General features: G+C 71.5%; 15 protein-coding genes. 7 read left to right on the top strand and 8 right to left on the bottom strand.

Translation table 11 applies throughout. The features are described 5' to 3' along the window. Positions 1 to 63: 63 nt before the first annotated feature. Positions 64 to 1,182: a metallophosphoesterase family protein gene (locus ACFWGP_RS05820; RefSeq protein ID WP_376930348.1), complete on the bottom strand. Its 1,119-nt coding sequence runs from the start codon at positions 1,180 to 1,182 to the stop codon at positions 64 to 66. Beyond that, on the bottom strand, positions 1,179 to 3,269 hold the full coding sequence (locus tag ACFWGP_RS05815) for a DUF5054 domain-containing protein (protein WP_376930347.1): 2,091 nt from the start codon (positions 3,267 to 3,269) through the stop codon (positions 1,179 to 1,181). Before ACFWGP_RS05815 ends, ACFWGP_RS05820 begins: the two co-directional genes overlap by 4 nt. Before the next feature lie 155 nt (positions 3,270 to 3,424). Between ACFWGP_RS05815 and ACFWGP_RS05810 the strand changes: the two genes are divergently transcribed. The 4 genes from ACFWGP_RS05810 to ACFWGP_RS05795 all read left to right on the top strand — a co-directional run bounded on the left by ACFWGP_RS05810 (position 3,425) and on the right by ACFWGP_RS05795 (position 8,596). Next, positions 3,425 to 4,399, top strand: coding sequence for a carbohydrate ABC transporter permease (locus ACFWGP_RS05810; RefSeq protein ID WP_376930346.1), 975 nt, complete (start codon positions 3,425 to 3,427; stop codon positions 4,397 to 4,399). Next, complete coding sequence (locus tag ACFWGP_RS05805) at positions 4,399 to 5,340, top strand: carbohydrate ABC transporter permease (protein WP_374201146.1); 942 nt, start codon at positions 4,399 to 4,401, stop codon at positions 5,338 to 5,340. Before ACFWGP_RS05810 ends, ACFWGP_RS05805 begins: the two co-directional genes overlap by 1 nt. Positions 5,341 to 5,425: 85 nt before the next feature. Continuing rightward, entirely contained in the window at positions 5,426 to 6,745 is a 1,320-nt protein-coding gene (locus ACFWGP_RS05800) for an ABC transporter substrate-binding protein (RefSeq protein ID WP_376930345.1), read from the top strand. A 105-nt stretch (positions 6,746 to 6,850) separates the two neighbouring features. Beyond that, positions 6,851 to 8,596 (top strand): beta-galactosidase family protein, encoded by a 1,746-nt coding sequence (locus ACFWGP_RS05795; protein ID WP_376930344.1) that lies wholly within the window; start codon positions 6,851 to 6,853, stop codon positions 8,594 to 8,596. Positions 8,597 to 8,637: 41 nt separating this feature from the next. Here ACFWGP_RS05795 and ACFWGP_RS05790 read toward each other — a convergent pair whose 3' ends face one another. Further along, on the bottom strand, positions 8,638 to 9,669 hold the full coding sequence (locus ACFWGP_RS05790; RefSeq protein ID WP_231431866.1) for a LacI family DNA-binding transcriptional regulator: 1,032 nt from the start codon (positions 9,667 to 9,669) through the stop codon (positions 8,638 to 8,640). 47 nt (positions 9,670 to 9,716) lie between these two features. On the opposite strand from ACFWGP_RS05790, the gene ACFWGP_RS05785 reads away from it, so the two are divergent. Further along, on the top strand, positions 9,717 to 11,981 hold the full coding sequence (locus ACFWGP_RS05785; protein ID WP_376930343.1) for an alpha-galactosidase: 2,265 nt from the start codon (positions 9,717 to 9,719) through the stop codon (positions 11,979 to 11,981). Beyond that, entirely contained in the window at positions 11,978 to 12,826 is an 849-nt protein-coding gene (locus ACFWGP_RS05780; protein ID WP_231431868.1) for a DMT family transporter, read from the top strand. The genes ACFWGP_RS05785 and ACFWGP_RS05780 overlap by 4 nt, the downstream gene beginning before the upstream one ends. Before the next feature lie 40 nt (positions 12,827 to 12,866). On the opposite strand, the gene ACFWGP_RS05775 is transcribed toward ACFWGP_RS05780, so the two are convergent. The 4 genes from ACFWGP_RS05775 to speB are packed head-to-tail and all read right to left on the bottom strand — an operon-like array spanning position 12,867 to position 16,398. Then, positions 12,867 to 13,505: a cyclase family protein gene (locus ACFWGP_RS05775; protein WP_376930342.1), complete on the bottom strand. Its 639-nt coding sequence runs from the start codon at positions 13,503 to 13,505 to the stop codon at positions 12,867 to 12,869. Beyond that, positions 13,498 to 14,901 (bottom strand): cytosine permease, encoded by a 1,404-nt coding sequence (locus tag ACFWGP_RS05770; RefSeq protein WP_231431870.1) that lies wholly within the window; start codon positions 14,899 to 14,901, stop codon positions 13,498 to 13,500. The genes ACFWGP_RS05775 and ACFWGP_RS05770 overlap by 8 nt, the downstream gene beginning before the upstream one ends. Positions 14,902 to 14,939: 38 nt before the next feature. Then, a complete protein-coding gene (locus ACFWGP_RS05765; RefSeq protein WP_376930341.1) occupies positions 14,940 to 15,362 on the bottom strand; it encodes a YybH family protein in 423 nt (140 codons plus the stop codon). Between the two features lie 40 nt (positions 15,363 to 15,402). After that, entirely contained in the window at positions 15,403 to 16,398 is a 996-nt protein-coding gene (gene speB / locus ACFWGP_RS05760) for an agmatinase (RefSeq protein ID WP_231431872.1), read from the bottom strand. A 100-nt stretch (positions 16,399 to 16,498) separates the two neighbouring features. On the opposite strand from speB, the gene ACFWGP_RS05755 reads away from it, so the two are divergent. Then, entirely contained in the window at positions 16,499 to 17,083 is a 585-nt protein-coding gene (locus ACFWGP_RS05755; RefSeq protein ID WP_376930340.1) for a helix-turn-helix domain-containing protein, read from the top strand. On the opposite strand, the gene ACFWGP_RS05750 is transcribed toward ACFWGP_RS05755, so the two are convergent. Next, positions 17,084 to 19,336 (bottom strand): hypothetical protein, encoded by a 2,253-nt coding sequence (locus tag ACFWGP_RS05750; RefSeq protein WP_376930339.1) that lies wholly within the window; start codon positions 19,334 to 19,336, stop codon positions 17,084 to 17,086. Positions 19,337 to 19,519 lie beyond the last annotated feature (183 nt).

Here is a 19,519-nt window from a genome sequence, read left to right as displayed (position 1 = left end):
CATGCCCAGGTGAGACGGAGGGGCCGGGTCGCGACTGCGACCCGGCCCCTGCTCGTCCGGGCGTCAGGCGAGTGGCGCCAGCCGCACCTCGTGGTGCACGGTGCCGGCGAGGTCGCGCAGCGTGAGCACGAGCTCGTCGGCGTTCGCCTCGCCGGCGATCCAGGCGGCCGCTTCGTCGGAGCCCGGATCGGCATCAGGACCCCCGCTGATCAGCTGCGCGTACGGGAACTCCTCGGTCGGCGGCATCCAGGTGCGGTAGTGGGTATGCCCCGACACGATGACCTGGGCGCCCCACTCGACGAGCGCGTCGTGCCAGGCATCGCGGCTCATCCGGCTGAACCAGTCGTAGCCCTCGTCGTCGTAGTCGACGACCGCCTCGTCGATCCAGCGCAGCGGGATGTGGCAGAACACGACGCGGTACGGGGCGTCCCGGAACTCGGGGCGCGCGGTCACCTCGCGCAGCCACTCGGCCTGCTCGGCGCGCAGCGGCTCGAAGGCGACGCGCCCCTCGAACGTCGGGTGGGCGTCGGGCTTGTCCTCGCCGGTGTGGAGCACGACGCACGCGACCGGCCCGATGCGGAACGCGGTGAACGGCCGCCCCTCGGGCGTCGCCACGAAGTCCTCGAGCTGGTACGCCCAGGTGCCGCGCACGTCGTGGTTGCCCACCACGATCGCGAGGGGGCGCCCCGCACTGACGTCGAGGCCCGCCGGGTTCAGCACCGTCGAGGTGAACCACGACGGGTCCTTCCAGTCGTTGCAGAGGTCGCCGTTCCAGACGAGCACGTCGACTTCGGGGGTCGCCTCGTGCAGCGCCCGCAGGGTGTCGTCCTGCTGATGGGTGTCGTTCCACACGGCGAAGCGCGCGCGATCGGATGCCGCGTCGAGGGTGCGCACGGGCTTCCACCCGCTCTCGTGCCGCTCCGCCGGCGCCTCGACCGACTCGGTGACCGAGCGCACGCGCAGGGCGGTGCCGGCGGGCCACCCCGCGGTGCGGACACGCAGCACCCGGTCGCCCTGGGGCACCATGCCGAAGGCGTCGGCGGTCGCGGTGCCGCGCGTGCCGTCGGCCCCCTCCCACTCGAGCCATCCGCGGCTGAGCCGGCTCACACCCCAGACGACCTCGAACCCGTCGGCGCGCGGCGCCATCACGACGGGCGGGCTCGTCACGAGCTCGTCGCTCACCTGCCGAGCTCCAGTTCGAAGCGGTAGCTGAGGTCGTCGTCGAACCACATCCGGAAGTTCGTGCCCCAGACGTTGTTGTGCAGGTTGACGTGCAGGCCGTCCGCCGGCTCGGCCACGAGATCGTCGAACCGGAGCAGGCGCGGCTCGCCGACCGCGACGAGCGGGGCGTCGATCGTGCGGAGGCGGAAGTGCTGCGAACCTCGGCATTCGACCGCGGAAACCGCGTGCAGGCTGCGGTTGCCGCGCGAGACGACTCGTCGGGGGTCGACCGGCACGCCGAGCTTGTCGAGACGCCAGTCGCCGTCGACCCTCGGGCGGAAGCCGAACCAGCTCGCCTCGGGAAGCCGCGACGCCTCGCGGTCGAGCACGTCGAGCTCGATGCCGATCGGGGCGTCGGCGTGCGGGAATCGATAGCGCAACCGCAGACGGCGGGGCGCACCCCAGAGCGCGGCGGCCCGCTCGGGCATGACGAGTTCGAATTCGATGCGGTCGGCATCGGCCTCGGTGATGCGGCCCGCTGACTCGACCACCGGTGCGGACACCTGCGCCGGCTGGCGTTCGGCGATCGAGAGCCCCGGCTTCGACTGGTCGGGGATCGCCCAGAAGCCGGTCTCGTCGAGGTCGCGGCAGTACTCGTCCACCCAGCGCGCCTCGTCGCGCTCGTCGAAGGTCTGATGGCGGTACGCACCGAGTCGATGCTCGGGACCTGCCCACTGCCGGCCCGCTTCGTCGACGAGCGAGACGATCGAGCCGTCGTCGCCGAACCGCACCGTGAACCCGCCGAGCGCGAGATCGTCGCCGCGCTCGACGGGTGTGCGCCGGGCGTCGCTGCTCGATGTGCCCCGCGTCTCGCCCGCCGACGTCGGCGTGAGGCCGGCGATCGCCGCGCGCGCCGCCGCACCGCGTTCGGGTGCGAGGGCATCGACCGCACGGTCGAGGTAGCCGCGCTGCTCCGCCCACGAGGCTTCGAAGCCCGAGTAGCGCAGGCCCTGCGCCCCGGCGTGCTCCGCGGCCCACTCGAACCGCGCCGCCTCCGGGGGGTTCGCGGCGAGGTCGATCTCGTCGCGCGAACGGGCCGCGGCGAAGTCGTCCTTCGTGTAGTTCGCGTAGTCGGGCAGGAAGGTCTTCAGGTCCTCGCCCCAGGTGTGCTCGGCGATGAGCAGCAGCGCCTCGCTGAACCGGTCGCACTCGTCATCGCCCTCGACGAGGTCGCCGTTCGCGATCCACTCGGCTCGCAGCCCGAGCAGGCCGCGCAGGCCCGCGGTCAGCAGCGGGTCGGCCCCGACCCCGTGGATCCAGGTGTCGCCGATCTCGTCGTCGACGACGGGCAGCTCGTCGCGCACGGCGAGTACGGCTCGTGCGAAGTCGTCGAGGCCCGAGGCCACGATGCGCGCATCCGGGTGCGCCTCCGCGAGCTGCGCGAAGAGCACCTCGACCTCGTCGGCCGAGGGTGGGCCGAAGTTGTCGCCCGTGAACGCGAGGTGCAGGGCGTCGGTGCCGCCGGGCACGACGGCGAGCCCGAGGTCGGTCGCTCCGTAGCTGCCGGCGTAGTTCACGACGACCTCGCTGCCGTCGGGTGCGACCCAGCGGAAGAACTCGGGGACCTCGGGAACCGCCGAGGCGCCGTTCACCCCGAGGTGCAGGTAGTCGAGCCCGGCCGCTGCGAGCGCGGGGACGAGGCCGACGGTGTGGCCGGGCACGTCGGTCATCTTCGCGGCGAGCGTGCGGCGTTCGAACCGTTCGTCGAGGCGCTTCGCGATCGAGATGCCGTAGTCGACGAGGGCTCGGTCCATCACCTCGGTGTGCGTCGTCAGGGGGAGGCCGTGCCAGTGGATGCGGCGCTTCCGGATCGCCTCCTCGAGCCGCGCCCGCTCGGCCGGAGCGCTGGATCGGAGGGCCTCGTGGATGAGCCACGAGCCGGTCGTCCAGGTGAACCGCGCAGGGCCGCCGCGCCGCTCGAGCTCCTCGGAGAGGTCGATCGCCCTCGGCAGGTACGAGTGCAGGTACCGGTCGACGATGTCACTGGCGAGCGCCGTGAAGCCGATGTCGAGGTGCGTCTTGAAGACGACGTGAATGGTGCTGATCATGCGGTGCTGGCTCCTTCGCCGACAGTCTTGCATAACTGGTGTTTGCGCAAACATGATCCTGACGTATACTCCACTGGGAACGCAAACATTCACGAAGGAGTGCGACCGCGCATGACGAAGACGTCACCCGCCCGAGGTGCGAGAGCAGGCCGCAGATGACCACGGCGCACGTGCAGGCCGATCCCCCAGCCGGCGTCTCCGCCGCGACGTACGCGAGCCGGGTCGCACCCGATGCCGCGACGGGTCGAACCGGTCGCCGCAGGGTGCGCCGCGACTGGGCGGGCTGGTGGTTCGTCGGACCGTTCATGCTCGTCTTCGCGCTCGTGCTCATCGCGCCGCTCGCCTACGCGATCTTCCTCAGCCTCTTCCGCGAGACCCTGGTCGGCGGCACCCACTTCGTCGGGCTCGAGAACTACGCCCTCGCCCTGACCGACCCCAAGTTCTGGGACGCGACGATCCGGGTCACGGTCTTCCTCTGCGTCCAGGTGCCGATCATGCTCGGGCTCGCCCTCTTCGTGGCGCTCGCGCTCGACAGCGCGCGCCTGCGGTTCGTGCCGCTGTACCGACTCAGCATCTTCCTGCCGTACGCGGTGCCCGGCGTCGTCGCCGTCATGATCTGGGGCTACATGTACGGCTCCCAGTTCGGGCTCGTCGCCGACCTCAACCACTGGCTCGGCACGACCATCCCGGCCCCCCTCTCCGACAGCTACATCATGCCCGCGATCGCCAACATCGTGACCTGGGAGTTCGTCGGCTACAACATGCTGATCTTCTTCTCGGCCCTGAAGGCCGTGCCGCAGGAGCTCTACGAGGCGGCCGAGATCGACGGTGCGGGCGCGTTCCGCACGATCTTCGCCATCAAGCTCCCGTCGATCCGCGGAGCGATCCTCGTGGCGACGATCTTCTCGATCATCGGCAGCTTCCAGCTCTTCAACGAGCCGGCCGTCCTGCAGTCGATCGCCCCGAACGTCATCACGAGCTACTTCACCCCGAACCTGTACGCGTTCAACCTGTCGTTCGCCGGCTCGCAGTTCAACTACGCCGCGGCGATCGCGATCGTCTCGGGCCTCATCACGATGGTCGTCGCGTACTTCGCGCAGTCGACGGGCAACAAGCAGGAGAAGCGCTGATGGCCACCGAATCGATCACCACCGCCGGCCGTCGGCCGAGCCGTCTCGCGAGCGGGCGGGTGCCCTTCGCGAGCCGCCCTGCGCAGCGCCGCGGTCCGCGCAACCGCCGGGCCTCGATCACGCTGACGATCCTCATGATGCTCATGCTGCTGTACTGCGTCGTGCCGCTCGTGTGGCTCGTGATCAACGCGACCAAGAGCCGATCCGACCTCTACGACACCTTCGCGCTCTGGTTCGCACCCGACTTCGCCCTCTTCGACAACATCGTCGAGGTGTTCACGTACAACGACGGCGAGTTCACCCGCTGGTTCGCGAACACCCTGCTCTACGTCGTCGTCGGCGCGGGCGGCGCCACCCTGCTCGCCACCCTCGCGGGGTACGGGCTCGCGAAGTACCGCTTCCCCGGACGCCGCGCGGTGTTCGCCATCATCCTGGGCGCGCTCGCCATCCCCGGCTCCGTGCTCGCGGTCCCGCAGTTCCTCATGTTCAGCGGCATGGGCCTCACGAACACTCCCTGGTCGGTCATCATCCCGTCGCTCGTGAGCGCCTTCGGGCTCTACCTGGTGTGGGTGTACGCCGCCGAGGCGATCCCCGACGAACTCCTCGAGGCGGCGCGCCTCGACGGCGCGGGCGAACTGCGCATCTTCTTCTCGATCTCGCTGCGGCAGTTGGCTCCCGCCCTGATCACCGTGCTCATGTTCGCCGTCGTCGCGACGTGGAACAACTACTTCCTCCCGCTGATCATGCTGAGCGACCCCGAGTGGTACCCGCTCACGGTCGGCCTCAACCAATGGGCCTCGAAGTCGACCGCCGTCGGCACCCTGCCCATCCCGAACCTGGTGATCACCGGATCGTTGCTCACCGTGATTCCGATCTCCGCGGCCTTCCTCTACCTGCAGCGCTACTGGCAGTCGGGGCTCACCGCGGGGAGCGTGAAATAGCCGCCCCTGTCGGCCCGCACCACCCGCACCACCCGCAAGACACCTGCAAACACCTCAGATACAGCACCCGAGAAAGGGACCGCACGTGAAGAACACCACCAAGCGCCTGTGGAAGCGCGCCGGCGTCGTCGCCGGCACCGGCGCACTCCTCGTCGGCGCGCTCTCCGGCTGCGCCGCCGGCGCGTCGGGCGATGAGAGCACCGACATCGAGGCCGCCCTCGACACCGAGACCACCCTCACCTGGTGGACCTGGGGCGACACCACCCAGGCCTGGGCCGACGCGTTCATGAAGGAGCACCCGAAGATCACGATCGAGGTCGTCAAGGTCGACAACCCCGACGCCGCGGTGACCAAGCTGCAGAACGCCGTGAAGGCCGGCTCCGGGGCCCCCGACATCATCCCCGTCGAGTACCAGACGCTGCCCCAGCTGACGCTCGGCGACGCCCTCGCCGACCTGACGCCCTACGGCCTCGCCGACAACGAGGACGAGTTCACCGCATCGACGTGGAACGCCGTCAACGTGCAGGGCGAGCTCGTCGGCCTGCCGCTCGACTCGGGCCCCATGGTCATGATCTACAACACCGATCTCTACCAGAAGGCGGGCGTGGCCGAGGCCCCGAAGACGTGGGACGAGTTCGCGGCGGCGTCCGCGAAGATCCACGCCTACAACCCCGAGGCGTACATCGCCAACGCGGGCGACGCCGGCTTCTTCACGAGCATGATCTGGTCGTTCGGCGGCCAGCCGTTCAAGACCGACGGCGAGAACGTGACGATCGACCTCCAGGACGAGGGCTCGAAGCAGTTCGCCGACTTCTGGGGCGGCATGCTGGAGAAGGGCGAGCTGTCGCAGGTCCCGACCTGGTCGGACGAGTGGAACCGGGCGCTCGCGGCCGGCAAGCTCGGCACGCTCATGATGGGGGCCTGGGAGATCGGCGGCCCGACCGATGCCGGCGACACCTGGAAGGTCGCGCCGATGCCGTCGGCCGACGGTCAGCCCGCCTCGGCCGAGAACGGCGGCAGCGCGATCGCCGTCACCGAGCAGTCGAAGCACAAGGCGGCGGCCGCCGCCGTGCTGCAGTGGCTCGCCACCGGCGAGGGCCGCGACCTCGTCAACCAGGGCGGCTTCCCGTCGACGACCGCGACCATGAGCGACCCCGAGTGGCTCGGCCGCACCTGGCCGGAGGTCTACGGCGACCAGACCGCGAACGAGGTCGGCGCCGCCGCGGCCGAGTCCGTCATCCCCGGCTGGCAGTACCTGCCCTACCAGGGTTACGCGAACAGCGTGTTCGGCGACTCGGTCGGCAAGGCGCTCGCCTCGGAGAGCGACCTGAACGCCGCCCTGCTCGAGTGGCAGGACACCCTCGTCGAGTACGGCAACTCGCAGGGCTTCACCGTCAACGAGTAGCCGCACCGAACCGCGGGGGATCTGCTCGCGCAGATCCCCCGCGGCATGCCTCCCCACAACCGCTCCGAGCGTTTCGCCCGAGCCAGCACCTCCGAGAGAGCCCCGATGCCTTCCTTCACGATCGGCGAGACCGACTTCCTGCTCGACGGAGCACCGTTCCAGGTGATCTCCGGCGCGATGCACTACTTCCGCGTGCACCCCGACCAGTGGGCCGACCGGATTCGGAAGGCTCGGATGATGGGCCTCAACACCATCGAGACCTACGTGCCGTGGAACGAGCACTCCCCCGAGCGGGGCGCCTTCCGAACCTCCGGCGGCCTCGACCTCGCACGCTTCCTCGACCTCGTGCACGAGGCCGGCCTGCTCGCGATCGTGCGCCCCGGCCCGTACATCTGCGCCGAGTGGCACGACGGCGGCCTGCCGGGATGGCTCACCGCCGACCCGTCCGTGACGCTGCGATCGAGCGATCCCGCGTACCTCGACGCCGTCGGCGAGTACCTCGACGCGGTCTACGACGTCGTCCGCACCCGCCAGGTGCACGAGGGCGGCCCGGTCGTGCTCGTGCAGATCGAGAACGAGTACGGGGCCTACGGCGACGACGCCGACTACCTGCGGGCGCTCGTCGAGCGCACCCGCGATGCGGGCATCGGCGTTCCGCTCACGACCGTCGACCAGCCCCTCGACGGCATGCTCGCCCGTGGCGGCCTCGACGAGCTGCACCGCACGGGTTCGTTCGGCTCGCGCGCGTCAGAGCGCCTCGCGACGCTGCGACGCCATCAGCCCACCGGCCCGCTCATGTGCTCCGAGTTCTGGTGCGGCTGGTTCGACAGCTGGGGCGAGCCGCACCACACCACGCCCGCCGCCGACTCGGCCGCGGAGCTCGACACCATGCTCGCCGCGGGCGCCTCGGTCAACATCTACATGTTCCACGGCGGCACCAACTTCGGGTTCACCTCCGGGGCGAACGACAAGGGCATCTACCGACCCATCGCGACCTCCTACGACTACGACGCCCCGCTCGCCGAAGACGGCACCCCGACCGAGAAGTACTGGCGCTTCCGCGAGGTCATCGCGAAGTACGCGCCCGTTCCCGACGAGGCTCCCGCCGAGCGCACCGACGCGCCGGTCATCGACATCGCGCTCGACCGCCGGGCGGCGGTCGGCGACACGGACCTCGTCTGCGACGCGACCTACGAGGGCCTGCCGGATGCCTCCGCCTTCGGCGCTCCCCGCGGCTTCTCGCACTACGCCGTCGACGTCGATCACGGCGGTCTCCTCGCGTTCTCGGAGGTGCGCGACCGCGCCCACGTCTTCCTCGACGGCGCCCGGGTCGGAACGATCGACCGCGAGCACGGCGAGCGAGTCATCGCGGTGCCGCGCGCCGGGCGGCTCTCGCTGCTCGTCGAGCATCTCGGCGGGGTCAACTACGGCCCGCGCCTCGGCGAGGCGAAGGGGCTCATCGGGCCGGCGACGCTCGACGGGCGGCTGCTCGAGGGCTGGCGTGCCGGCGGACTGGATCTCGGCATCGATCGGGTGCGCTCGGCGATCGCCGCCGCCGACCACCGCTCGTCCGCCCCCGTCGTCGGTCCGGCGTTCGCGGCGGGCACCTTCCACCTCGACGCGCCGAGCGACCTGCACCTCGATACGCGGGCCTGGGGCGCCGGGGTGGCCTGGGTGAACGGCTTCAACCTCGGACGGCACTGGAGCCGCGGACCGCAGCGCACCCTCTACGTGCCCGCGCCGCTCGTGCGGGCGGGCGAGAACGAGCTCATCGTGCTCGAACTGTCGGGCCTCGTCTCGGCGACGGCGCGGTTCACCGACCGGCCCGACCTCGGACCGACCGAGGTCTGATGAACTCCAGCGGCCCACTGCCGGCACGAGGCATCCGCCCGCTATGCGGTGACGCGGGCGGGCCCGGTGCTGTCGCGCACGACGAGCCGGGTGGGGATCAGGATCTTCTGCCGCTCGACGGCCCCGCCGTCGATGAGCGCGAGCAGCGACTCGGTCGCCTTGCGGCCGACGTCGTCGAAGTTCTGGTGCACGGTCGTGAGCGCGGGCCAGAAGGCGAGCGCCTCGTCGCTGTCGTCGAACCCGACGACGCTCACGTCGTCGGGCACGCGCAGCCCCGCCTCGTGCAGGGCGTGCAGCACGCCGAGCGCCATCTGGTCGTTGCCTGCGAAGATCGCGGTCGGCACCTCGCCCGACTCGATGAGCGCGCGGCCGTGTGCGAGCCCGGAGGCGGCCGACCAGTCGCCGACGAGCACCTCGGGCACCGGCAGTGCGGCCTTCTCGAGCACACGACGATAGGCGTCGGCGCGGCGGGTCGCCGAGTACGAGTTCTGCGGGCCGGAGACGTGCACGATGCGGCGATGGCCGAGGCCGAGCAGATGGTCGAGGGCGAGCCTCGCGCCCTGCTCCTGGTCGGTGTCGACGATCGTGTACGGCAGTTCGGCGTCGGAGTCGACGATCACGACCGGGAGCCCGGCGGTGATCGTCCACTCGTCGAGCGGACCGACCTCCGCCGACATGACGAGGATGATGCCGTCGACCGCCTGCTCCTCGAGCCGGCCGAACGCGCCCGCGACGTCGAGCTGGGTGGGGTCGGCGATCGAGAGCAGGGTCGTCGTGTAACCGGCCGACTCGGAGGCGACCGTCACGGCGTCGAGCGTGCGCTCGTTGCCGAGCGTGGCCAGGTTGAAGGTCACGAAGCCGATGCTGCGGAAGCGGCCCGACTTGAGATTGCGAGCTGCGCTGTTCGGACGGTAGCCGAGCTCGCGCATCGAGGCCAGCACACGATCGCGCGTCGACGGCCGTACGTTGTTCTGCCCGTTCGCCACCCGCGAGACGGTCTGCGCGGACACGCCGGCGTGCGCCGCGACGTCGTTGATCGAGGCTCGGGCGGAAGAATTCGGACCTTGCTTCATGGCAACGTAAACACTATCCACAACCGCCCAGCGAGAGGAACCCTCCCATGACCGTCGTCTCAGATTTCGGCCTCCTCCTGCGCTCGGGCGGCGTCGCGCTCGCGCTGGACGTGCGCGGGGGCGGACTGCCCACGGTGGTGCATTGGGGGCCCGACCTCGGCGATCTCGACGCCGTCGGCTTCGGCGCCCTCGCCGACGCCGGAATCGCCTCGGTCGCGGCGAGCGAGGTCGACGAGCCGGTGCAGCTCTCGCTGCTTCCCGAGCACAGCCGCGGCTGGCTCGGGCAGCCCGGCATCAGCGGCTCGCGCGACGGCTCGGCCTGGTCGCCTCGCTTCACCACGACCGGTGCCCGGCTCGACGGGAAGCGGCTCGACGTGCTCGCGGACACCGGGATCGCGTCGCCCGCCGAGGCTCGTGCCTCGGGACGAACCCTCGTGAGCTGCGGCGCGGGTCGGGTCGTCTTCGAGGCTTCCGACCGGGTGGCCGGGCTCGGCCTCGAGCTCACCGTCGAACTCACCGAGTCGGGCGTCGTGCGATGCCGGGCCGTGCTCGAGAACCTCGAGCCGACGCCCTACCGGCTCGACGAGCTGCTGCTCTGCCTGCCCGTTCCGCCGTTCGCCGCAGAGACGCTCGACTTCGCGGGCCGCTGGGGCCGCGAGCGCGCAGCGCAGCGGCAGCAGGTCGGCGTCGGCCTGCACCGTCGCGAGGGACGCCACGGCCGAACCGGCCTCGATGCGGCGACCCTCCTCTTCGCCGGCGAGCCGGGGTTCGGCTTCGCGAGCGGCGAGGTCTGGGGCGTGCACACCGCGTGGTCGGGCAACCACGTGCACCAGCTCGAACGCGACCTCGGCGGCCGTCTACTGCTCGGCGGCGGCGAACTGCTGCTGCCGGGCGAGATCGTGCTCGAGCCCGGCGACCGCTATACGAGCCCGTGGGTGTACGGCGTGCACGGCAACGGGCTCGACGAAGCCGCGCGCCGCGTGCACCGGCTGCTGCGCGCCCGCCAGCAGCACCCGAGATCGCCGCGGCCGGTGACGCTCAACACCTGGGAGGCGGTCTACTTCGACCACGACTTCGACGTGCTCGCCGAGCTCGCCGAGCTCGCCGCCTCGGTCGGCGTCGAGCGGTTCGTGCTCGACGACGGCTGGTTCGGCGGCCGCCGCAACGACCGCGCGGGCCTCGGCGACTGGACCGTGTCGAGCGAGGTCTGGCCCGACGGGCTGCATCCGCTCGTCGACCGGGTGCGCGGACTCGGCATGCAGTTCGGCCTCTGGGTCGAGCCCGAGATGGTGAACCCCGATTCCGAGCTCGCGCGGAGCCATCCCGAGTGGATCATGTCGGCCCGCGACGGATGGCCCGTCGAGTCGCGCCACCAGCAGGTGCTCGACCTCGCACACCCCGGCTGCTACGCGCACATCCGCGATGCGCTCGTGGCGCTGCTCGACGAGTACGACATCTCGTACCTGAAGTGGGACCACAATCGAGACCTCGTCGACGCCGGCTCGGGACCCGGCCGCCGACCCGGCGTGCACCGGCAGACGGCCGCGTTCTACCGGCTCGTCGACGAGTTGAAGGCGCGGTACCCGCACCTCGAGATCGAGTCGTGCTCGTCGGGGGGCGGCCGGGTCGACCTCGGCGCACTCGAGCGCACCGACCGGGTCTGGGTCTCCGACAACAACGATCCGCTCGACCGCGGCGACATCAACCGCTGGACGACCCAGCTCGTGCCGCCCGAGCTCATGGGCACCCACATCGCCTCGGCCCGCTCGCACACGACCGGACGCACGCACTCGCTCTCGTACCGGGCGATCACGGCGCTGTTCGGCCACCTCGGCATCGAGACCGACCTGCGACGTGCCGACGATGCCGAGCTCGCCGAGCTCGCCGACTGGGTCGCGCTGCACCGCCGCCACCGGGAGCTGTTGCACGACGGCGACCTGGTGCGCCTCGACCACCCCGACACGTCGCTCTCGCTCGAGGGGGTCGTGGCCCACGACCGCTCGCGCGCGCTGTACGCCTACTCGTCCCGGGCGCGCTCGCCGCTGGCGGGCGCGGGCCGGATCCGGTTGCCCGGGCTCGCGCCGCACCGCGACTACCGTGTCGAGCCCGTGCGCCTCGGTGAGCAGCCCGATGCCGGCGACCGCCCAGCCTGGTGGGACTCCGGCCGGCTCGTGCTCACCGGCGCGGCCCTCGGTTCGGCCGGGGTCGCGATGCCGGCGCTGCACCCCGAACAGGCCGTCGTGCTCGAGGTGACCGCCGTCGACGCCGAGGTCTTCGCCGACCTCCCCGGGGGCGACCAGGGCACCTCGTGAGCCCGATCGTGCTCGCCGCGGTGCTCGGCGCCGCGGTGCTCCACGGCACATGGAACGCGATCGCCAAGGCCATCCCCGCGCGCCTGGTCGCCTCGGCGCTCATCGGTGCCGTCTACCTCGTCGCGGGGGCCGTCGGATGCCTCGTGCTGCCGCCGATCGCGGCGGCGAGCGTGCCGTACCTCATCGCGTCGGCGATCGCGCAGACGCTCTACCTGGTGCTGCTGACGGCCGCGTACGCGCGCAGCGAGTTCGGTCGCGCGTACCCGCTGACCCGCGGGCTGTCGGTACTCGGAATCACGCTCGCCTCGACGACGCTCCTGGGCGAGCGGCTCACCCCCGTGCAGCTGCTCGGCATCGCGGTCGTCGCGCTCTCGCTGCTCTCGCTGTCGTGGACGCGCGGGGGCGCACCGGGCGACCGGGTCGGCACGCTGCTCATGATCGCGGTCGGCGCGACCGTGACCGTCTACTCGGTGCTCGACGGCATCGGCGTCCGCGCCTCGGGGCAGCCGCTGGGCTACGCCGCGTGGCTCTTCCTGCTGCAGGGCGCGGCGATCCCGCTCGTGTGCCTCGCCCTCGCCCCCGATCGCCGGGCGTTCGTGCTGGGGTTGCGCACGCACGCGATGCTCGGGGTGATCGGCGGGGTGATCTCGCTCGCCGCGTACACGATCGTCGTCTGGGCCCAGTCGGTGGCCCCGCTGGCGGTCGTCTCGGCGCTGCGCGAGACGGGCGTGATCGCCGCGAGTGCGATCGGCTACGTCGTGTTCCGCGAACGGCTCCGGCCGTGGCGCCTCGTCGCGAGCCTGTGCGCCGTCGCCGGCATCGTGGCGATCCGCGCGGGCGGCTGACCGCCCGTCCCGACCGGCGGTCACCCGAACCCCGCCGCGGTCAGTCGAACGCGACCGCCCTGATCGGCGCCCCGTCGAGGTCGACGCGCAGCGGGAAGAACCCGATGCGCACCCGCTCGGCGAGCCCCTCGAGCCCGGTGAGGTTCTCGACGATGAGCCGATCGCTGCCGAGCACGGCCTCGTGCACCGGGAACGCGGTGCCGCCGTCGACCGTCGGGTCGGGGCTCAGGGTGTCGACCGCGAGCACGTGCATGCCCCGGCGAACGAGCTCGGCCGCGGCGGCCGGGTCCATCGCCGGATGCTCGAGCGCGGTGTCGGTGTCGAACAGCCGCGCCCAGCCGGTGTCGACGACGACGATCGGCGGCACCCGATCGGGCAGCGGGGCGCCGAGCGCCGCCTCGAGGTCGGCGAGGCCGTAGTGCGAGCGCGGCGCGAGGCCGCCGAGGTGCACGACGATCGCGTCGCCGACGAGCTCGTCGAGGCCGATCGCCCCGGTCGTGCGACCGCCCGCGACCGTGTGCGACGGTGCGTCGAGATGCGTTCCGGTGTGCGAGCCGAGGTGCAGCCGGGCGACGTCGACCCCGTCGGCGGCGAGCTCGAGCGCCGGTTCGATGCGCACGTCGGGGTCGCCGGGGTAGACCCGCATGCCCCCGACGACGGGCCGGCTGAGCTCACGCATGCGCCGAGGCATCCGCGTCGTCGTTCGCCTCGACCTCGGCGAGGTGCACGCTCGGTTCGCGCACGTTGCGCGCCCGCTCGGGCAGCATCGCGACGAGGTAGAGCACGAAGGTGATGACGAACGCGGGGATCGTCGCGCCGACCGGGCTCGGCCACACGTAGACCATGAGGTACGACGCGACGGCGCCGATCGCCCACGCCGCGACGGCGATCCAGTTGACGCCGGCGAGATACCAGTACCGGCCGCCGCGGTGCTCGAGCAGGTCGCGGCCGTACGACGACCGCTTGATCAGGTAGTAGTCGACGATCATGATCGCGAACACCGGCACGAAGAACGCGCCGATCACGGTCAGGAAGGTCGTGAACTGGTCGAGCAGCGCGAGCCACGTCGAGCCGACGATCGAGATCACGCCCACGACGAGCGCGGTCGGCAGGAAGCGCAGCCTCGCACGCCCGGCGCTCGCGTTCACTATCGAGGTGGTCATGCCGTAGACGACCATCGAGTTCGTCGCCATGACCGAGACGAAGATGACGATCGCGATCGGGGCGCCGAACGCCGCGACGAGCACGCCCGGGTCGAAGGGGGCCGCCTCGCCGCCCGAGAGGATCACGTAGCCGATCGCCGTCGCGCCGAGCGTCATCGCGATGACCGTCGACAGCGTGTAGCCGATGCCCGAGCCGAGGATGCCGGCGCGGCTCGACACCGCGAGCCGGTTGAAGTCGGCCGAGAGCACCGTCCACGACACGGCGGTCGCGATCACGATGTCGAGCACGATCGCGGGGGTGTACCCGATCGCCTCGTCGACGGGGATCGCCTGGTACGCGCTCGGCGCGAAGCCCGTGAACGCGACGACGAAGATCCACGCGATGATCGCGAGCATGAGCACGGCGAGCCACGGCTCGACGCGCGCGATGCCCTCGTGGCCGAAGATCGCGAGGATGACGACGATGGCCTGGCAGATCACCGAGAAGAGGATGGGGCTCGAGAACCCGGTGAGGCTCTCGACCAGGTAGTTCACGGTGACGCCCGCGAGCATCGCCTGCACCCAGCTCCAGCCCATGAGGATGATGACGTTGGCCGCCATCGGCAGGTAGCCGCCGCGGGTGCCGAACGCGCCTCGGGTGAGCGCCATCGTCGGCAGGCCCGTGCGGGTGCCGATGTTGCCGACGAGCGTCAGCACGACGGCGCCGCCGAGCGTGCCGAGCACGATCATCGTGATCGCGACGCCGTAGTCGACGGCGGGGATGAACAGGGTGCCGGTGAGCAGGGTGGTGACGACGAGGTTCGCCGCCAGCCAGATCATGCCGATGCGGGGCGTCGACAACGTGCCGCGGACCGGCCCGGAGTTGTCGGCCTGCTCGGCGAGGCGGCGGTCGAGACGGGTGTAGAGCGACATTGCTGCTTCTCCTCGGGGGTGGAGGTCGGGGTGGGTCGTCAGTCGGCGGATGCCTCGGCGCCGGCGCCGGGCAGGGGCGAGAGGTGCTCGTGCACGGCGAGGAGCGCGTCGCCTTCGACGCGGAAGACGATGGTCTCCCGTTCGCGGTACGCGTCCTCGCCGTCACCGGTGTCGACCCGCGTCGCGACGTCGTGCGAGAACACGGCGCCGCCGGGGTGGGTCTGCACGAGCCGGTTGGCCGACTCGCACGCGAGCACGTGCCAGCCGCCCGCCGTCCACTCGGCCCAGAGGGCCTCGTAGGCGGCGCGGTCGTCGAGTCGGGCGGGCTCGGTGTGGAACATGAAGCTCGCGTCGGGGGCGAAGCCCGCGAAGTAGCGGGGGCCGTCGGTTGCGGCGAACGCGTCGACGATCGCGTCGGCGGCGGCGAGCACCTCGTCGCGGCTCGGTTCACGGGTGGTCATGTCGATCTCCTTCGATCGTGGAGTGGGCGGCGAGGGAAGGTCAGGCGCGAGGCGCCATCGCGCTGATGAGCTCGTAGGCGACATGGGATGCCGCGACGGCGGTGAGCTGGGCGTGGTCGTAGGCCGGGGCGACCTCGACGACGTCGGCGCCGACGATGCGCTTGTCGGCGAGCGCGCGGATGATGCGGAGCAGTTCGCGGCTCGTGAGCCCGCCGGCCTCGGGGGTGCCGGTGCCGGGGGCGTGCGCGGGATCGAGCACGTCGATGTCGATCGAGATGTAGAGCGGCTTGTCGCCGATGCGGGTGCGGATGCGCTCGATCGCGGCCTCGACGCCCCGCTCCTCGATGTCCTCGCTCGTGACGATCGCGAAGCCGAGGCGGGCGTCGTCCGTGAGGTCCTCGACGCCGTAGAGCGGGCCGCGCGTGCCGACGTGCATGCTCGCGGTGAGGTCGATGAGCCCCTCCTCCGAGGCGCGGCGGAACGGCGTGCCGTGCGTGATCGGCGCGCCGAAGTACGTGTCCCACGTGTCGAGGTGGGCGTCGAAGTGCAGCACCGCGACCGGGCCGTGCTTCGCCGTGACGGCGCGCAGCAGCGGCAGGGCGATCGTGTGGTCGCCGCCGATGACGACGAGTCGGTCGGCCTGCCCGTCGAGCGCCTTCGCGCCGGCCTCGACGTCGGCGACGGCCTCGTCGATGTCGAACGGGTTCACGGCGATGTCGCCGGCGTCGGCGACCTGCTGCACGGCGAAGGGCAGCACCCCCTGGGCGGGGTTGAACGGGCGCAGCAGGCGCGAGGCCTCGCGCACGTGCGACGGGCCGAAGCGCGCGCCCGGACGGTAGCTCACGCCGCTGTCGAACGGCACGCCCACGACCGCGATGTCCGCGTGCGGCACCTCGTCGAGGCGCGGCAGGCGGGCGAACGTGGCGATGCCCGCGAAGCGGGGCACGCGGCTCGCGTCGACGGGTCCGACGGGGGTCGGCCGGACAGCGCCCGATGCGGCGGCGCCGGAGGTGTTCTCGGTGTCATCGAGTTGCATATCAGTAAACCTTTGATATCCTTGAGGAAACTTGCGGCCATGCTACGTCGCCCGTGCCGGGCTGTCAACGCCGCGGCCGTCGACTGCGAAGGGGGCACCGATGCCACGACCCGTCCCGCCCGGTCCGAGCGGCTCCCCGCTCGCCATCGGCGCGCGAATCCGCAACGCCCGCACCGCCCAGGGCATGACGCTCGCCCAGGTCGCCGAGGCGAGCGGACTCACGAAGGGGTTCCTCAGCCGGCTCGAGCGCGACGAGACCTCGCCGAGCGTCGCCACGCTCGTACAGCTCTGCCAGGTGCTCTCGCTCACGATCGGCTCGCTCTTCGCCGAGCCCGAGATCCAGCACATCGCGCTCGACGGCGCACCGCGCGTGAACTTCGGCGGCACCGGGATCGTCGAGCGGCTCGTCTCGCCGCGCGGCGAGTCGCGCGTGCAGGTGATCCGGTCGTCGATGGCTCCCGGCGCATCCGGCGGCGCAGAGCTCTACACCATCTCGAGCGACGTCGAGGTGCTGCACGTGATCTCGGGGTCGGTGACGGCGCGCTTCGTCGACCGCGTCGTCGAGCTCGCCGAGGGCGACGCCCTCACCTTCCCGGGTCGCGAGCCCCACTCGTGGGAGGCCGGCGACGGCGGCGCCGAGGTCGCCTGGATCATCGTGCCGGCGCCGTGGAGCGGCGCGGCCTGATCACGCCGCAGGCTCGTCCTCCGTGCGCAGCGACAGCCCGCGCGGGCCCTGCAGCTGCTCGATCATGCGGTCGACGTAGAGCGCGACGGCGGCCGCCTCGTCATCGTCCGGCCGCCAGAACATCGCCCGGGCGACGTCGTCGATGAGCGCTTCCGGCACCTCCGCGTACTCGGCCAGCAGCGTCGACACCGTGTGCCGACCGTCGTCGAGCAGCGCGCGTGCAGCGCGCCGGCGCGCCCATCGCTCGCGCTCCGCGTCGCGGCCGTCGAACCGGTCGGGAATCAGGTCGCACTCCGTCACGAGCGCGGCCCGGAGGATGCGCGCGGCGTCGGCGAGCGCCTCGACATCGTTCGCATCGAGGTCCGACCGCTGCACGACCCGCGTCTGCGTCGCGGGGACGACGAGGTCCTCGGGTGAACGCACCCCCGCCCGTTCGAGCTGGAGCCTGACCCTGCGGAACCGTTCGATCTGCCAGGCGTCCTCCATCTCGAGGAGCACCGCGTCGCGCATCCGGACACGGCGCGGCCGCTCCGACCGCCGAGGGTCGACGAGCGGGGCGAGCTCTGGATCGGCGAGCGCGAGGTCGCGGTACTCGTCGACCCAGCAGACGCCGCCGAGCCGCCGGACGAGGTCGTCGAACTCGGCCCCGTCGCCCGATTCCTCGTCGACGATGCAACGGCCCTGGTAGCACGCGACGGAGTACTTCACCTCGATCGAATCCGACTCCATCGCGGCTCGCTTCCACTCCGTCGCGAGGCGGATCCGCTCGCGCGAGACCTCGTCGTCCGCTGCCTCACCCAGGCGCCGGCACTCCTCGGAGAGGAGCAGCAGGCCGAGCGCAGCGCGCTGCTCCATGCGTTCGAGCGACGTGCGCTGGTCGGCGTACTGGGCCCTCCGCCGCCGCTTCTCCTCCTCCTGCTTCAGCTCGCCGAGGGCGGCCACGAGTTCGCCCGCGACGCTCGTCGCCCGACGGAGCCGGTCCCGACGCTCGGTCGCCTCGTTCAGCACGTCGTCGTCCGAGACGAGCCAATTGCGCATCGTCATGAGGTAGTAGCTCTGCAGCCGCAGCATGAGCATCGGCGGCTCGTCGAACTGCCGGCGGCGCCTCCGGGCCCCGGCAGCGGCCTCGGCGGCCTCGCGAGCCGGGCCTGCGTCGACGGGCGGTGTCGTGCCGTGCCAGGGCTTGCGCTGTGCGCCCGCGAGTCCGAGGTGCCGCCCCGTCTGCTCGGCGGCGACCTCGATCATGGGTTCGAGCCGGTCGATGAGTTCGCGCAGTCGTCGCGCGTCGGTCACCCCGGCGTACCGCTCGTAGACGTCCTCGAATTCGACCAGGATGCTTCGGGGATCGGCGTCCCTCGCCCGCGCGATGTACCGCTCTCGGAGTTCGGCATCGTCGGTGCGGCGCGCGACGCCGATGAGCCCGAGTCCGAGCCAGTTCTCGGTGTTGTAGAAGCCGACGATGTCGGGGTACTCGTGCGCGACCTTCACGGCGGCGAACGCCGCGGCGAGCGTGAGCAGCTCACCGGGATGCTCGCCGTCGGCCGGCGGGGCGGGCAACCGGAGGGAGGCGTCCTCGACGACTCGGCCGTTGCGGCGCAGCCGCGCGACGCCCGAGTCCGCGTTGAACACCGTCACCTCGAGTCGCCACGGGGTGAGGTTGAGCAGCATCGCCATCGCGCCGCCGACGAGCGCGACCGCCCAGTTGTCGGTGCGGTCGGCGATCGCGACGAGTTCGTTGAGGTCGGATCCGTCTGGCCGCTCGATGCGACCCTTCGGGTTGTCGGCGTTGAGCTCGCGCATGCGCACCGTCACCTCGGTGGCCCACGCGTCGTTCGTCGCGCCGCCCGTGCCGGTCACCGTGATCTTGAGCCAGGGTGTGGTCGCCATGCCGAAGGCGAGCACGACGACGCCGGCGGCGCCCAGGAGTCCGACCGTGACCCACGCGAGCGGGGTCAGCGGCGCGATGGCACTCGTCATCGCACCGACCGCGACGAATGCGGCGGCGGCGAGGGCGGTGATGAGGCCTCCGAGCACCTTCGCCGTCATGCTCCGGTGCCGCGTCGTCGGCCGCCTCGTCCAGAACCTCAGCGCCGAGAGCAGTCGCGCAGCCACGACCGCGACGAGCCAGACCGCGACCCAGACGACGCCGAAGTCGATGAGCGGCCCGATGAAGCCGGCCTGGAAGAGTCCCCAGTCCGACGCGTCGTCCGCCTCGGCGGCGACGGACGCGATCATTGCGAGGGTGCCGTCCACGTCTCCTCCCGATGGTGCGTGCCGCGATGCGGCTGGGCTGAACCATCGAAATGATAGAAGCTCGGGTTTCGCCGCGTCCTCCGGGCTGCCACCGAATCACGCGAGCCCGGGCATCCGCCCTCGTGGGCGTGACGAACGCGTGACGGATGCCTCGGCGCAGCGTGCGCGCCGAGGCATCCCGCC

Source organism: Agromyces sp. NPDC127015 (genome assembly GCF_042725165.1).
Taxonomy (GTDB): Bacteria; Actinomycetota; Actinomycetes; order Actinomycetales; family Microbacteriaceae; genus Agromyces; species Agromyces chromiiresistens.
Note: the sequence above shows the minus strand (reverse complement) of the source record. Positions and strands in the feature narration are given on the sequence as shown.

Bases quoted from the DNA above. Each gene is read 5' to 3' on its own strand.
- ACFWGP_RS05815 (WP_376930347.1), bottom strand. From the start codon at position 3,269: ATGATCAGCACCATTCACGTCGTCTTCAAGACGCACCTCGACATCGGC.
- ACFWGP_RS05810 (WP_376930346.1), top strand. From the start codon at position 3,425: ATGACCACGGCGCACGTGCAGGCCGATCCCCCAGCCGGCGTCTCCGCC.
- ACFWGP_RS05805 (WP_374201146.1), top strand. From the start codon at position 4,399: ATGGCCACCGAATCGATCACCACCGCCGGCCGTCGGCCGAGCCGTCTC.
- ACFWGP_RS05795 (WP_376930344.1), top strand. From the start codon at position 6,851: ATGCCTTCCTTCACGATCGGCGAGACCGACTTCCTGCTCGACGGAGCA.
- ACFWGP_RS05790 (WP_231431866.1), bottom strand. From the start codon at position 9,669: ATGAAGCAAGGTCCGAATTCTTCCGCCCGAGCCTCGATCAACGACGTC.
- ACFWGP_RS05785 (WP_376930343.1), top strand. From the start codon at position 9,717: ATGACCGTCGTCTCAGATTTCGGCCTCCTCCTGCGCTCGGGCGGCGTC.
- ACFWGP_RS05775 (WP_376930342.1), bottom strand. From the start codon at position 13,505: ATGCGTGAGCTCAGCCGGCCCGTCGTCGGGGGCATGCGGGTCTACCCC.
- ACFWGP_RS05770 (WP_231431870.1), bottom strand. From the start codon at position 14,901: ATGTCGCTCTACACCCGTCTCGACCGCCGCCTCGCCGAGCAGGCCGAC.
- ACFWGP_RS05765 (WP_376930341.1), bottom strand. From the start codon at position 15,362: ATGACCACCCGTGAACCGAGCCGCGACGAGGTGCTCGCCGCCGCCGAC.
- speB (WP_231431872.1), bottom strand. From the start codon at position 16,398: ATGCAACTCGATGACACCGAGAACACCTCCGGCGCCGCCGCATCGGGC.
- ACFWGP_RS05755 (WP_376930340.1), top strand. From the start codon at position 16,499: ATGCCACGACCCGTCCCGCCCGGTCCGAGCGGCTCCCCGCTCGCCATC.